Origin of the sequence: Bacillus sp. NTK034, from assembly GCF_017303275.1 — a bacterium.
Classification (GTDB): Bacteria; Bacillota; Bacilli; order Bacillales; family Cytobacillaceae; genus Cytobacillus.
In genome coordinates this window covers 311,629-327,171 of sequence record NZ_JAFKOJ010000001.1, presented here as the reverse complement: position 1 = coordinate 327,171, position 15,543 = coordinate 311,629, and the positions used below count along the sequence as shown (strand labels likewise).

Below are 15,543 nucleotides of genomic sequence, written 5' to 3'. Positions count from 1 at the left end.
ATTTCCTCCTTATCAGACGCCGGCACCTAGTTTTTTCTTTGATATCTCTGCTGCCACATCAATAATCATATCTTCCTGGCCTCCAACAACATTTCTCTTTCCAAGTTCTATTAATATATCCCGTGAATCAATTCCAAATCTTGCTGCTGCCCGCTGTGCATGCAGCAAAAAGCTGGAATAGACACCTGCATAGCCAAGAACCAGGCTATCCTTTGTTATTTCTTGGGGTTTTTGTAAAATTGGCGCTACCAAGTTTTCTGCAATATCCATCATTTTATAAATATCCACACCAGTTTTAATTCCAAGACGGTCTAAAACAGCAACAAGCACTTCAGTCTGGGTATTTCCTGCTCCTGCGCCTAGACAGCGAATGCTTCCGTCAATCCTTGTAGCCCCTGCTTCAATAGCAGCAAGAGTATTACCCATTGCTAAAGAAAGGTTATTATGGCCGTGGAATCCAATATTGACCGATAAGCTGTTTTTCAGTGCATAAATTCTTTCTGTCACTTGATGCGGCAGCAAGGCACCTGCAGAATCCACTACATATACTGTATCTGCTCCATAGCTTTCCATCAGCTTTGCCTGTTCAACAAGCTTTTCTGTTGGCGCCATGTGGGACATCATTAAAAATCCTACCGTTTCCATACCCAAATCTTTTGCCAATGCAATATGCTGTGGTGAAACATCTGCTTCTGTAACATGGGTGGCGATTCTTGCCATCTTTGCGCCTAAACGGGCTGCTTCTTTTAACTCCGGCATTGTCCCAATTCCAGGCAATAGCAAAACAGCAATTTTAGAATTAGTAACCGAAGCCGCAGCTGCTTCAATTAACTCCATTTCATTCATAAGCGATAAGCCATATTGTAAAGAAGAACCGCCCAAACCGTCGCCATGGGTCACTTCAATGTAAGGGACATTTGCTTCATCCAATCCACGGGCCACTTGTGTTACTTGCTCAACTGTAAATTGGTGTCCTACTGCATGGCTTCCGTCACGCAATGCCACCTCTGTTATTAAAATATCTCTGTTTAGAGTCATTTCCAGCTCATCTCCTTTCTTAGACAGTTACCTTGTTGATTTTATTCTTTGCCCACTCTTCAGCCACTTTTACGGATGCAGCTGTCATGATATCAAGGTTTCCGGAATATTTAGGTAAATAATCCCCTGCGCCTTCCACCTCAAGAAAAACGGTTACCTTATTGCCGTCAAAAATTGGCTCCTGTCTCAAGCGATAACCTGGAACATAGGACTGAACCTGCTTTTCCATTTCTTGAATTGAAGCAATAATCTCTTCTTCCTTGACTTTTTCTCCTTCAACTAAAACATGAACGGTATCTCTCATTAATATCGGAGGTTCTGCAGGATTTAATATGATAATTGCTTTCCCTTTTTTTGCCCCGCCGATTTTTTCGATTCCTCTGGAAGTAGTCTGTGTAAATTCATCGATATTTGCCCTTGTACCGGGACCTGCACTTTTTGAAGAGATTGTGGCAACAATTTCTGCATACTTTACAGGCTGCACCCTATTAATGGCATGAACCATTGGAATTGTCGCCTGTCCTCCGCATGTTATTAGATTGATATTATTTGCTTCCAAATGCTCCGAAATGTTTACAGGAGGTACCACAAAGGGGCCGACTGCCGCCGGTGTTAAATCCAAAACCTGCTTCCCGGCTTCTCTTAATAGCTTTGCATGTCTGATATGCGCTTTTGCAGAAGTGGCATCAAATACGATGTCTGCCAATTCCGGTCTTTCGAGGAATCCTTTTATTCCATTATCAATGGTATGATAGCCAAGCTCCCTTGCTTTTTTCAACCCATCAGACTCAGGGTCAATTCCGATAACTGTCGTGAGTTCAAGCACTTCAGAACGATGGAGCTTTAACATTAGATCTGTCCCTATATTACCGGAACCCAATACAGCAACTTTAACCTTTCCCATAACGCTCCCCTTTCTTTATTAAAGAAATGTTTTCAGGCTAATTAATCATAACCGCCATCTCCCGCGGGTGTTTACCGGAAGAGGATAACAATGATTTTTTAAAAATGTACGCTTACCTGGCCAATATGAGCAAACCGTGCTGTAAATATATCTCCTGCATTAGCTTCAACAGCTGCAGAAAGGGCTCCTGATAGAATCACTTCCCCCTTCTTTAGGGAAATATCAAAATCTGCTAATCTATTTGCAAGCCATGCTACGCAATTGATCGGATTGCCTAATGCTGCCGCACCAACACCTGTATTGGCAACCTCTCCATTTTTCATCAATACCATTCCGATTAACTCCAGGTTTATATCCGAAAGCCTCGCTGGCTTTCCTCCTAAAACATAGAAGCCGGAAGAAGCATTATCTGCAATGGTGTCAGGAAGTTTAATCTTCCAATCTTTGATTCTGCTGTCAACAATCTCTAATGCAGGAACTACGTAATCTGTTGCCTGGATTACATCTAAAGCTGTGACATTTGGCCCCTTTAATTCCTTTTTTAAAACAAACGCAATTTCCGCCTCCACTTTAGGCTGAAGAACCTTCTCGATTGAAATTTTTCCTCCATTCTCAACAACCATGCTATCAAGCAAATGACCATAGTCGGGTTCATCCACTCCCAGCAGCTGCTGCATAGCAAGGGAAGTCAAACCAATTTTTTTGCCGACAATTTTTTTGCCTCTCTCAATTTTACGCTTAATATTTTCGAGTTGAATTTGATAAGCCTCTTCTATCGTAAGCCCGGCATTATCGGAAGTGATTGGCAGGACCCCAGTACCTGAAAACTCTGCCCCTTCAAGCTGAGCAGCATATTGTTTTATATTTGCACCCATAACATGCTCTCCTATCTACAATTTAATGGTAATATTGGATAATTCGGAGTAGAAATCAATGCTGTGCATGCCGCCTGTTCTTCCAATACCGCTGTTCTTCATTCCTCCGAATGGTGTTCTCAAATCACGCAGGAACCATGTGTTCACCCAGATAATTCCTGCTTCAATTTGATGGGAAACACGGTGGGCACGCTTTAAATTGCTGGTCCAAATCGTTGCGCTTAATCCATAGTGTGTATCATTTGCCTGCATAACTACTTCTTCCTCCATATCAAATGGGGTGACTGTTACAACAGGCCCAAAGATTTCTTCACGGATACAGCGGGAATTGCGGCTTAAGTCTGTAATTATGGTGGGCTCAAGATAGTATCCTTTTTCAAGCCCTTCTGGACGCTTACCACCTGTTACAATGGTTCCCCCATCACTTTTGGCGATTTCAACATAGCCCATGACCCGGTCATAGTGTTCTTTGCTGACCAGTGCCCCAACATTTGTATCATCATTCAATGGGTGGCCAACTTTAAGTGCTTTAACCCTTTCAGCAAACCTGCTGACAAATTTATTATAGATCGGTCGTTCTACGTATATACGTGATCCGCACAGGCAAACTTCCCCTTGATTAACAAAGCTGGATTTAATAGTCGTTTCAATTACTTCATCCAAGTCTGCATCAGCAAAAATGATATTAGGATTCTTGCCCCCAAGTTCATATGAAAGTTTTTTCAGTGAATCAGCTGCCGACTTCATAATCGCTGAACCTGTTCCAGGTTCACCGATAAATGAAATGGCATCAATATCAGGATGTTCGGAGATCGCGCCACCTGCAGAATTAGGTCCGAACCCGTGAACAAGATTAACAACTCCATCAGGGACACCGGCTTCTTTACAAATCTCCATTAATACTGTTGCTGTCATTGGTGTCCACTCTGCCGGCTTAATGACAGCTGTATTGCCCATGCCTAAGCATGGTGCCAATTTCCAGGTAAGCAATAATAATGGCAGATTCCATGGCTTGATAATCCCGACAACACCGACTGGACGGCGGTATGCATAATGAAGTGCCTGCTGATCCTGCTGGTAAGCTTCCGTTCCGATTGAAGTAATATAATCAGCATAAAAATGGAAATTGTATGCTGCCCTTGGAATATCGATGCTGTTTGCAAGGGAAAAAGGTTTTCCCGTATCCAAAGTTTCCAGGTGTGCCAGCTCTTCCTGTCTTTCAAGGATCAGGTCTCCTATTCGGCGAAGAATTTTTGAACGCTCTTGCAGAGTCGTATTTTTCCAAGGGCCTTTTAATGCTCTTCTTGCTGCTGCTACAGCATAATCCACTTCTTCCTTACCGCCTTCTGCGACTGTACCCAAAACTTCTTCAGTTGCGGGGTTAATATTTTCAAATGTTTTTTGATTTTTAGAATCAACAAACTGTCCGTTAATAAAATGCTGACAATTAATAGCTTTGATTTTAGCTTCTGTTTGCATGTTAGCCTCCTAAATAACTTTTTTTATTTTCGCAATTTTATGTTAACGCTTACTTTCAGGCTTAACAACACGTTAATTGCTCTATATGCAACAAGGGGTAAATTTTTGAAACTTTTTAAAAACACTCTAAAACCTGAAAGGACAATAGCTTGGCTTTGCAAATTTCTAAATTTTTAAAACATTCCCTTTCCTTTTTTAAACTTCTTTGATATATTTTCCACTATAAAGCAACCATGTTTAACATATAGCAACTTTAAGGAGGATACGAAATGACTTTAAAGACAAACGAGGATAGTCACCTTTCATCTGTAAAAAATGCATTACGTATATTGAGATGCTTTTCAATGGACGAACCGGAAAAAAAAATCAGTGACATTTCGGCATCACTTGGTCTTAATAAAAGCACGGTCAGCCGAACAATGGCTACATTAGCCAGTGAGGGATTCGTATATAAAGATCCTGAAAGCAAAAAGTATCGTTTGGGGCTGTCAATTCTCTCCCTTGGAGGTATTGTAAACAGCCAAATGGATATATACAGAGAGTCCCAGCCTGTTTTAAATAAAATCGTACAGGAGTTGGGAGAGACTGCCCATATTTCGGTTTTAGATAACAATGAAGTCATTTATTTGCAAAAGGTTGAATGCAATCACCCAGTTAGATTCCTGACACATGTCGGAAGAAGAAATCCCCTCTACTGTACAAGCTCAGGGAAGGCATTGCTTGCCCATGCAAAAGAAGATGTTTTCAATGCAGTTCTAAATAAAGGGCTAGAACAACATACTAAAACGACGATTACTGACCCCGAGAAGCTTAAATTTCATTTATTGCAAATTAGAGAACAAGGGTATTCCTGGAGCAATGAAGAGTATCTTGAAGGGGTAAATTCTATTGCAGCACCAATCTATGATTATAAGGGCAGAGTCATTGCGGCTTTAGCGATTGTAGGCCCAAAACAAAGAATCCAGCAGAGCAAGATTAAGAATTATTCAAAAAGGGTCATAATTGCTGCCAATGAAATATCCAGCCGAATGGGATATTGGAAATAATAGATTAATAAAAACGAGAGGAGAAATTTATATGTTCGATTTTCATACACACTTTATTCCACAGGAGGTGCTTGACTGGGTAAAAGACAATCAAACTGCAGTAAAAGCGGAGTGGGTTAAGAAATCACCTGATAAAGATGAATTTTTGATAGTCAATAATAAATGGGGCTTTGAATTAAAGCCAGAATTTTATCACTTTGATTTATTTAACAAAAAACAATTTAATTCCGGAGTAACTCACTCTTTGATATCACCTATTCCTCAGCTATTTATGTATGACTTTCCTCAAGAAATTACAGCAGAAATTTCTCATGTATATAATCAATCATTAGCTAATTTGGCATCCTCATCATCAGAAAAAACAGCTGCTCTTGCAACCGTGCCATTGAATAACCCTGAAATAGCAGCTGCAGAATTGGAAAGAGCCATTAATCTAGGGCTAAAAGGAGCCATTATTGGACCTGGTCTATCAGAGAGAATGCTTTCGGATGAATATTTCAAACCATTTTTTGAAACGGCAAACAGAATGAAAGCCATTCTTTTCATTCACCCGCTTTTAAGTGAAGATCCTCGCCTCAAAACAAAAATGATGCCAAATTTAATTGGGGTTCCTTGGGAAACTACTGTTTGTGCAACAGATATCTTACTTAGCGGGATGATTGATAACTTTCCAGATGTAAAGATTTTATTTGCTCATGGTGGAGGTTTCCTTCCTTACCAGATTGGGCGGCTTGATAAAGGCTATGAACAATGGGATCAGGTATCCTCAAACTTGAATGCACCTCCATCCCAATATATAAAACGATTTTGGTTTGATACAGTTTTGTGGAACCCTGCAGGATTGGATTTCCTGGTAAAAACAGTTGGAGAGAATAGAGTTGTTCCTGGATCAGATTACCCTTTTGACTTATGTGAAAACCCTCCAATTTATAAGAACACCAAAGGGGCGTCATCTTTAATGGAACCTATCTCAAGTTCCTTTTAATCCGGTGAAGAATTTTTTAATGATTTTCATATAGCGCAACTTTGCTATTCTTACATAAAATCCATGCTGTTATACTAAACTGCGAGTAGACGTGTAAGCGTTACCATTATTAAGGAGGGGGTAATGAAATGCAGCAATCACAAAGTATTGCAAACAGCCTCATCAGTGAAGAGATTAGCAAAAGCTTTATTAACGGAGTATGGACTGAAGGAAAAAGCGGGAGAACCTATGAAATTTTGAATCCTTATGACCGCAGTGTCGTCACCACCGTGAAGCTGGCGACAAAAGATCAGCTGGCAGAAACTTTCGAAATTGCCAGCAGTGCCCAAAAGAAATGGGCTGCCTCTACTGTTGAGGAAAGAAGAGAGGTCCTTTCAAAGGCGGCTGCCTATTTAAAAGAAAACCGAGATGAAATTACGGCAATTATTCAAAGAGAAACTGGCAGTACTATACTTAAGAGCAATATTGAATTGCATCTTGCCATTGAATTCCTTGAAGAATCTATTAAATACGCTGATGAAGTTAATAAGGTAAGAGAAGTAGCAGGATCAGATGAAAAGCATAACCACATCCATCGCTTACCACTTGGGGTCATTGCCTCAATTTCTCCGTTTAACTTTCCATTGAATCTCTCAATGAGAACTATTGCACCTGCCATTGCTCTAGGCAATAGTGTTGTTCATAAGCCTGATGTTCAAGTTGCCCTTTCTGGCGGTTCGATTATAGCCAAAGCTTTCGAACATGCGGGTCTGCCAAAAGGTGTTCTTAACATCATTTTAACTGATATTACTGAAATCGGAGAGAGCATGCTGACTAATCCGCATTCAAAACTAATTAGCTTTACTGGATCCTCTGCTGTAGGCCGGCATATCGGAGCTATTGCTGGGCGAAATTTGAAAAGAGTCGCTTTGGAGCTGGGAGGCAACAGCCCGCTGATTGTCCTTTCCGACGCAAATGTCGATCAGGCAGTGAATGCTGCAATATTCGGCAAGTTCATCCACCAGGGCCAAATATGTATGATTGTAAACCGGATCATCGTCCATAAAGACATATACAATGATTTTACAGAAAAATTTATAGACCGAGCGAAGTCTCTGGCCTATGGGGATCCAAGCGACCCTAAGACTGTGATAGGTCCTCTTATTAACGAACGCCAATTGGAAAAGGCTATTCAGTATATCGAAACAGCAAAGCAGGAAGGCGCGACACTCTCTTTAGAAGGCCAGCGGATCGGCAATATTATTACACCTTTTGTTTTTACTGATGTGGATAATTCCAGCAAACTGGCACAGACTGAATTATTTGCCCCTATTGCCACCATTATTAAAGCTGATTCAGATGATCATGCTATTGAAATGGCCAATGATACAGAATATGGTTTAAGCTCTTCTATTTTTACAAGCGATCTTGCTCGAGGAGAAGAATTAGCTCTAAAAATTGATAGCGGAATGACTCATGTGAATGATCAAACGGTAAATGACGCACCACATATTCCATTTGGAGGAAATAAGGCCAGCGGATTAGGAAGGTTTGGCAATCCATGGGTTGTAGAGGAATTTACCGTCACCAAATGGGTATCGATACAAACTAAAGACAGACACTTTCCTTTTTAATAACTCTGGAAAACGGGCATATAGATGTCCGTTTTCTGCATTTTAATAATCCTGCTCCCCAATTCCACTTTGGAAATAATATTAAAGGAACGATTGTTTTAAGAATCTTTCCTTTTATCATCTTCTATACCTCCGAATGAATATTTTTTACGCAAACGGTTGCATCATTTTTCTACCCGTGTTACTTTAAGATAATAATAAAGCTAATTAGTATTTTCATAGGAGAAATCCATGCATTAATCGAAATTTTTTTCGTGAAATTCTGGGAATGCTTTTTTAGTCCATTTAATGAAAGCCCATACAATAAGGGAGAGAAAAACGATGAAAAAATTATTTTCTTTTGATTTCTGGCAAAAGTTTGGTAAGGCATTACTTGTTGTAGTGGCCGTAATGCCAGCTGCAGGTATCATGATTTCACTTGGCAAGCTTGTTGGCATGACGGGTGCTGACATAGCATTTGTGCAAGCGATTGCACGCGTGCTGGAGGATATAGGATGGGCCATTATTACAAATCTTCATATCTTATTCGCAGTAGCAATTGGCGGTTCCTGGGCTAAGGAACGTGCAGGCGGAGCATTCGCAGCTCTTATTGCTTTCATTCTGATTAATAGAATTACAGGCGCCATATTCGGAGTAAAGTCCGACATGTTAGATAATCCGGACGCCATGGTAAAATCCCTGTTTGGGCAAGATCTCATTGTGACTGACTATTTCACTTCTGTTTTAGGTGCACCAGCATTGAATATGGGAGTATTTGTCGGGATCATCTCAGGTTTTATTGGAGCAAATTTATTTAACAAGTATTATAACTATGATAAATTGCCAAATTCACTTTCCTTCTTTAATGGAAAGCGCTTCGTGCCCTTCACTGTAATTGGCGGCTCTGTTGCAGCAGCGTTAGTCTTATCGATTGTTTGGCCATTTATACAAGGATTATTAAATGACTTCGGTCAATGGATTGCTACATCACGTAACACAGCGCCAGTTATAGCTCCCTTTGTTTTTGGGGCACTGGAACGATTGCTTCTTCCATTTGGATTGCATCATATGCTGACTGTCCCAATTAATTATACTGAGCTCGGCGGAACTTACAAAATCCTGACAGGCTCTAATTCAGGTTCAACCGTGGCTGGACAAGACCCGCTATGGCTGGCATGGATTGCCGATCTTAATAACTTTTTGGCTGCAGGAGATACAGAAAGCTATAAGCAGCTCCTGAATGATGTTACTCCTGCCCGCTTTAAAGTAGGCCAAATGATTCTTTCCGCTGCTGCCTTATTGGGAATTGCGCTTGCAATGTACCGGAATGTAGATCCTGAGAAAAAGAAGAAATACAAATCGATGTTCCTTTCTGCTGGTTTGGCAGTATTCCTGACTGGAGTAACCGAACCAATCGAATTTATGTTCATGTTTGCTGCTCCACTTCTTTATATCATATATGCAGTTATGACAGGTCTGGCATTTGCAATCGTTGACATCATTAATATCCGTGTCCATTCTTTTGGCATCATTGAATTGATTACAAGAACACCAATGATTTTAAAAGCCGGCTTATGGCTGGACCTTGTAAACTTTGTAATTGCCTGCATTGTATTCTTCGGATTAAACTTTGGTGTTGCCAATTTTATGATTAAGAAATTCAACTTCCCTACTCCAGGGCGCAATGGAAACTACATTGAAGAAGAAAACTCCGCTTCATCATCAGAATCGGCAGTTCAGAAAAATTCACTAGCCCCTGTATTAATTGAATTATTGGGCGGAAGAGAAAATATTGAAGATGTAGATGCCTGCATGACCCGCTTGCGTGTCACAGTAAAGGACACTTCACAAGTTGCTGGTGAACAGGACTGGAAAAGGAATGGAGCTTTAGGTCTTATCGTTAAGGACAAAGGCGTTCAGGCAATTTATGGCCCAAAAGCAGATGTCCTTAAATCAGATATACAAGACCTGCTGGGAGCTTAATAATGAAATTATTAACTCTAAACTGTCACTCATGGCAGGAGGATCAGCAGCTGGAAAAAATTAAAATTCTTGCAGAGACTATTAAAGAGAACTTCTATGATGTCATCGCACTGCAGGAAGTCAGCCAGCATTTCAAAGCCCCTTTGATAGACGGCCATATCAGAGAAGATAATTATGCACTGCTGTTAATTGAAGAATTGAGAAAAATAGGTGTGGACGATTACGTTTTTATATGGGATTTCTCCCATATTGGCTATGATATATATGAAGAAGGTCTTGCAATCATGACCAGGCATGAAATTAAAGAGGACCATTCATTTTTCATTACAAATAACCGAGACCGGAAAAACTGGAAGACACGAAAAATAGTTGGTATAAAATTAGTTCTTCAAGATAGACCCATCTCCTTCTATTCTTGTCATCTTGGCTGGTGGCACGATGAAGAAGAATGCTATAAATTCCAGGTTGAATCTCTTCTTGCAAAAGTCCCAAAGGATGAATCCGCTTTTTTAATGGGAGATTTCAACAGCTCGGCTTATGTCCGCAATGAAGGTTATGACTTTTTGACAGGCAATGGGCTCTATGACACTTATGAATTAGCTTCCAGGAAGGATTCGGGTGTTACTGTTAAAGGAAAGATTGCCGGCTGGGATAACAATAAACATGATATGCGGATTGATTTAATTCTTTCGGCTCAGCCTGTCCAGCCGAAATATTCACGGGTTATCTTTAACGGCACACACAAACCCATCATTTCGGATCATTATGGTGTGGAAATTGAAATGTAGGCAAAAGTCCCTGACAATTCAGTCAGGGACTTCTTTCTACATTTTTAGCCTGTAGATGGATTCAGGATGGAAGGCCTAAAAAATCTCACCTGTTGGTTCGAAACCGACTTTCTCATAAACACGAATAGCCGGAAGGTCGATGTCCATTCCATATCTTCCATCTAATCATTCTCAAATTTAATTCGCAATTCCGCACAAAAATGATAACATAAAAAAGCCTCCCTGCTTAATAAAACAGGGAGACTTTTGGAGTATTATTTTTTCCGTTTCTTTGTCAATCTGCCTAACAGGAAAGCTCCAGCGGCCACTCCAATCACAGTATTGGTTTTCTTATTAAATACTTGCTTGGCAACAAGGTTTAAGTTCTGGGGCCTTTCTGCCAGACGCCTCATGAAGTAGCCGTACCAGTCATTTCCAAAAGGTACATACGTACAGAAATTATAGCCTTCACCAGCAAGCTTCAGCTGCATATCCTTACGGAAGCCATAAAGCATTTGAAATTCAAATTTCTCTTTAGGGATATTGTTGGCCTTTACAAAATCTTTTACATGATTAATTACCACATGGTCATGTGTTGCAATGGATGTAAATTTGCCATTCAGCAAATGCCATTCTATCAATTTTATAAAATTAGCATCGATGTCATTTTTTTCCTGAAAAGCAATTTCTTCAGGCTCCTTATAAGCCCCTTTTACAATTCGCAAGCGGAAATCCTTATATTTCTTTAAATCTTCTTCAGCAGCCAGAAAATAGGCTTGAATAACTGTTCCTATGTTATTATATTCTTTAGATAATTCATCCAGTAAATCAAAGGAAGGCTGCAAACGCTTAGAGTCTTCCATATCCATATTCACAAAAATACCATAATGGCTTGCCCTCTCTACTATCTCCCTAACATTTTCAAGACAGAAAGAGTAGTCGATATCCAAGCCTAACTGGGAAGGCTTTATAGATATATGTGCATCCACCTTATTTTCATAAATTGCCTCTATCACTTCAATAATTTGTTTTTTCGCTTCTGCCGCCTCTTCCTTTTTATAAACAAATTCCCCGAGGTTATCGACAGTACAAGAGATGCCATGAGCGTTAAGCTCTTTTATGCTTTGAATTGCTTCATCTAAATTTGTTCCCGCCACTACATTCTGCGCTCCCAATTTCAACCCATATTTCTTTGCAGCGCTATTCAGAAATTCGTTTTGGGAAAGGCCGATAAACAGATCTTTCAACATAGAAATATCCCCTAACTCTTGTAATTTCACAATGAAATTATAGCATAGATTTTTAATAAAAATTATTTTGTGAATTTTTATATTTTAACGATTCCCCATCACTACTTCGTTAAAACATTGCAGGAGTTCCCAGCTCAAAAAACAAGATCCCTCTAAACAAAAAAAGTGCCTGGCGATCAGCGGCCAGACACTTTAAGTATGATTCCGACTGGGTTCGAACCAGCGACCTCTACCCTGTCAAGGTAGCGCTCTCCCAGCTGAGCTACGGAATCGTTATGAATAAAAAGGTCTACAAGTGATTAGTTTTTATTTATGTGACCATTTCGTGACCATATGAATAAGATAACAAATTACTCTTTAACTAGAAAATCCCATGTAGCAGAAATGTGGCTTATAAAAAATATGCTCTTATTGGCATGATTGAAGGTTTCCATTTAAAAAATTTATAAAAAACAGAGAGAATACGAAACTCTCTGTTTTTTAATAATAAATTAGTATAATCATTTAATTGCTAACCAATCACTTACTTCCCTATTAAAAAACTGATCGTATTTAAAGATCCGTTCAATAGACCTTGAAAGTATGATTAAATCAACAGTTGCTATCTTTCCTATTAGCATGTGAATGTACTTTTATTAAAACAATGTACCTTCAATTATAATATAACTTACTTGATTATTTCAGCAGGGCACCATGGTACCTTTTCTAAAGATTCGCCTAACCATTTCTTATTACTAACTAAATTTTGATACATGCCTTCATATCCCAGTATTCTTAAAATACTCAACTCTAAATACTTTCTCCCTAATTGGAGAATATAGTATTTAGATGTTGAAGTCATTTCACCTTTATCCTTCACCTTTTTAGGGTGGACAATTTCGTTTCTAAAGTCAGTAAATAGATGTGCACCATCCTTATAAGAATTAAAGGTTTTAAAACACTCTATGTCTGGTATTTCTCTTGGGATTGAAAACTCATATAGCAATAACCTCAGCTTATCTGAGGCTCTTAATTTAGAATCGAATATTTTTTTATCAATTATTTCATTTTCCTCAACTATGTATGTCCAAGCCAACATTTCTAACGCAATCTGTACTGACACTATCTTATTTTCTATATACGTTGAAACCATACTATCAAAGTACCATGTAAACGTTCTCTTTAAGACATCTCCCCATAATTCATTATTCAATTTCTCAACTAAAGATGGATAGATACTTTCTAAACTGCCTTGGGAATTTAATCTAGAGAACCAGTTAGTGTGATTTTTCCATTTTGCAATGATAGGGCTTTGAAATCTTTCAAGCACTTTATCTTTTTTGCAGTAACCATGATATGAACATATTCCTACTTGCCTTCCACTAGCAAAAGACAACAACCAACCAAGAGTTTCTAATAACCCTTCTACATCTTCAAAACTAAATTGTTCCCCTTTGATGTTTTCAATACTACCAGCGTGAGTTACAGCGTAACCACCACTTTCGTTTAGGTCTTCATAAATTTGCTTGAAATTGTGTAGTTTATCAACAATAATCTTGTAGTCTTTATAGTTAAAAACCATCCTACCACTATAATTCTTTTTTTCATGGATTATTCTTTGCCCTCCACTGTCCAAAAAGTTGACTACATTGAATTTTAAACTGTCCATTTTGACATCATTGATTTTCTCAATATGTCTTAACACAACCCCAGATATATTAAATTGATGTTTAAAATTCACTTTATTTATCATAGCTTGTCCATAAAATCCATTTGAAGTTTCCAGAAAGACCTTGGACTTTCCAGACCCAACTGTGAGTAAGTCTCTTTCGATTTCTTTGTAGCCTTCTACTACTTTCCCTTTATATTCAATCCTAGCATCTGGTAACCATTTCATTAATATATTTCCTTCCAAAACGACCTTATTGCCATCAATGTCAAGAGTATATTCTCCGGTGTAAATTTCAATTTGTTGATTGACACCCTCCATAGATATTGAAGAGAGTATAGCTTTTTCTTCATTAAGCATTTTTTCTCCTTCTTTCTATTTGAAATAAGATGTTTTAACTTGATGAATTATTTTTTTACCCTTTGGCTTCCACTCTTTAACGGCCCCATATATAGTTACCCTGCCAATCTTAGTTATAACTGCAATCTCATTAACAATAAGCTTATTTGTAGATCTGTTTTGGTATATTGTCACCTTCTTGGACGGGAATAAATTAAATAGTTGCCTATCTTCTTTCTCCTACCGCTTCCTCTAACTGCTTTAACTGAGCAGATAGATTTTGCCCTGATAACCCCAACCATAACGATATTTCTTTTTTATCGCCTCTATTATGATATATGTATTTGAAATGTATCAACTCAAGTATATCAGTGACCGACAAATGTATCATTAGAGTGTACTTAAATGATACAAAGATAACAAAAGAATAGACCAAATTAATGGTCTAAGGAATCCTATTATCTCCAGCTTTGCGAATGACATACTATACTTTTTTAAAATTTCGACCTTTATAATTACACTTACAAGAGCCACATTCACATTTTAACCATTCACATTCAATGCAATATGGATGGGTTTGTGAAGATAAGAGTTTTTTACACGAATGACAGTTATTTATATAATCATCCCTATTATTTCTATATCTATGATTAGAAGATAACATCCTTACTTCACTCTCAAAAACTCTAATAAAATTTGTATAAGTTAATCTAGTGTTATCTTCAAAATAATGAGGCTTATCAATTACATCATATATAACTACCTCATGCTTCTTATCAAAGGAAACCCATAATGATTTACTCTCATTTTCTATTGCAGTTACCTCTCCTTTCCCATAATTGTCATGCTCAATTATGTCCCCGACCTTAAACATAGTTACACTCCCTTCTAATAATTTAAGTTTGCTTCAACCAGTTTTCTTAATTCACTTACTGATATAAATGGACTCCTATGAATCATGCGATGACAATTACTACAAAGCATTGCTATATCTTCAATCCTGGTCTTTTCTCCTTCCTTCATCTTAGACACTGGCTTTGTATGATGGGCTTCAATGTAATCTTTGCCCCTATCACCATATGTTTCTTCAAAATTAATTCCACATGCTTCACAAAACAATTTTCCGTGTTTTTGTTTAAATAGCTTTTTTGCTTCTTTAATAAGTCTCGTATCTCTTTCTCGAAATCTATGGAGCCTGTATGCTTCTTTTCCCTCTGGATATTCCTTACCTTCCTCAGTGTCATCTGTTATCTCACCTTGATCGTTTCCAGCTGGAGTGGCGTTCTTACCTGATTTTCTTTTCAACGCTTCAATAATAAGTCTAAAATCGGAAACTTTAGAATGCTCTAGTATTTCAATAGCACCATGAATACTTATATCCTCAAACAATCCCTTATGCTTTCCTTTTAAACCAATATAGTGAAGTATCCCCATTGACTGATAACCTTTGCTGTATTCAGCAGCCATACCAATGATATTCTCATCTAACCAGCGATGGCTTCTAGAATTAAATAGATACTCATATATCACTTTGTCTCGTATATTTTCCTTATAATTGTTATATTCTCTCGAACGTTGTATAGGTTCTAATTCTGGTATTAATTTATTCATATAGTTTGTAGATACCTCCAACAATT

Annotated in this window: 13 protein-coding genes and 1 tRNA gene; 5 read left to right on the top strand and 9 right to left on the bottom strand. The window is 38.4% G+C overall.

The features are described 5' to 3' along the window. Positions 1-12: 12 nt before the first annotated feature. From dmpG to JI665_RS01700, 4 genes are all read right to left on the bottom strand, one after another. Positions 13-1,038, bottom strand: coding sequence for a 4-hydroxy-2-oxovalerate aldolase (gene dmpG, locus JI665_RS01715; protein WP_206835472.1), 1,026 nt, complete (start codon positions 1,036-1,038; stop codon positions 13-15). A 19-nt stretch (positions 1,039-1,057) separates the two neighbouring features. Beyond that, a complete protein-coding gene (locus tag JI665_RS01710; protein WP_206835469.1) occupies positions 1,058-1,942 on the bottom strand; it encodes an acetaldehyde dehydrogenase (acetylating) in 885 nt (294 codons plus the stop codon). 98 nt (positions 1,943-2,040) lie between these two features. Then, positions 2,041-2,817 carry a 2-keto-4-pentenoate hydratase gene (locus JI665_RS01705; protein WP_206835466.1) on the bottom strand — a complete coding sequence of 259 codons (777 nt, stop codon included), beginning with the start codon at positions 2,815-2,817 and terminating at the stop codon, positions 2,041-2,043. 15 nt (positions 2,818-2,832) lie between these two features. Continuing rightward, complete coding sequence (locus tag JI665_RS01700; protein ID WP_206835463.1) at positions 2,833-4,296, bottom strand: aldehyde dehydrogenase; 1,464 nt, start codon at positions 4,294-4,296, stop codon at positions 2,833-2,835. Positions 4,297-4,565: 269 nt separating this feature from the next. Between JI665_RS01700 and JI665_RS01695 the strand changes: the two genes are divergently transcribed. The 5 genes from JI665_RS01695 to JI665_RS01675 all read left to right on the top strand — a co-directional run bounded on the left by JI665_RS01695 (position 4,566) and on the right by JI665_RS01675 (position 10,690). Then, positions 4,566-5,342: an IclR family transcriptional regulator gene (locus JI665_RS01695; protein WP_206835461.1), complete on the top strand. Its 777-nt coding sequence runs from the start codon at positions 4,566-4,568 to the stop codon at positions 5,340-5,342. Between the two features lie 31 nt (positions 5,343-5,373). Beyond that, positions 5,374-6,327, top strand: coding sequence for an amidohydrolase family protein (locus JI665_RS01690; RefSeq protein WP_206835458.1), 954 nt, complete (start codon positions 5,374-5,376; stop codon positions 6,325-6,327). A gap of 128 nt (positions 6,328-6,455) precedes the next feature. Then, positions 6,456-7,940, top strand: a complete 1,485-nt coding sequence (locus tag JI665_RS01685) for an aldehyde dehydrogenase family protein (protein ID WP_206835455.1) — start codon at positions 6,456-6,458, stop codon at positions 7,938-7,940. Positions 7,941-8,261: 321 nt separating this feature from the next. Beyond that, positions 8,262-9,902 carry a PTS transporter subunit IIBC gene (locus tag JI665_RS01680; RefSeq protein WP_206835451.1) on the top strand — a complete coding sequence of 547 codons (1,641 nt, stop codon included), beginning with the start codon at positions 8,262-8,264 and terminating at the stop codon, positions 9,900-9,902. A 2-nt stretch (positions 9,903-9,904) separates the two neighbouring features. Next, positions 9,905-10,690: an endonuclease/exonuclease/phosphatase family protein gene (locus JI665_RS01675; RefSeq protein ID WP_206835448.1), complete on the top strand. Its 786-nt coding sequence runs from the start codon at positions 9,905-9,907 to the stop codon at positions 10,688-10,690. A 254-nt stretch (positions 10,691-10,944) separates the two neighbouring features. Here JI665_RS01675 and JI665_RS01670 read toward each other — a convergent pair whose 3' ends face one another. The 5 genes from JI665_RS01670 to JI665_RS01650 form a co-directional block, all read right to left on the bottom strand. After that, positions 10,945-11,919 (bottom strand): proline dehydrogenase family protein, encoded by a 975-nt coding sequence (locus tag JI665_RS01670; protein ID WP_206835446.1) that lies wholly within the window; start codon positions 11,917-11,919, stop codon positions 10,945-10,947. Positions 11,920-12,118: 199 nt separating this feature from the next. Further along, positions 12,119-12,191 (bottom strand) — tRNA-Val (locus tag JI665_RS01665). A 395-nt stretch (positions 12,192-12,586) separates the two neighbouring features. Continuing rightward, entirely contained in the window at positions 12,587-13,927 is a 1,341-nt protein-coding gene (locus tag JI665_RS01660; RefSeq protein WP_206835444.1) for a hypothetical protein, read from the bottom strand. Between the two features lie 463 nt (positions 13,928-14,390). Beyond that, positions 14,391-14,780, bottom strand: a complete 390-nt coding sequence (locus JI665_RS01655) for a hypothetical protein (RefSeq protein ID WP_206835442.1) — start codon at positions 14,778-14,780, stop codon at positions 14,391-14,393. A gap of 14 nt (positions 14,781-14,794) precedes the next feature. Continuing rightward, positions 14,795-15,517 (bottom strand): HNH endonuclease, encoded by a 723-nt coding sequence (locus JI665_RS01650; protein WP_244671066.1) that lies wholly within the window; start codon positions 15,515-15,517, stop codon positions 14,795-14,797. Between the last annotated feature and the right edge of the window lie 26 nt (positions 15,518-15,543).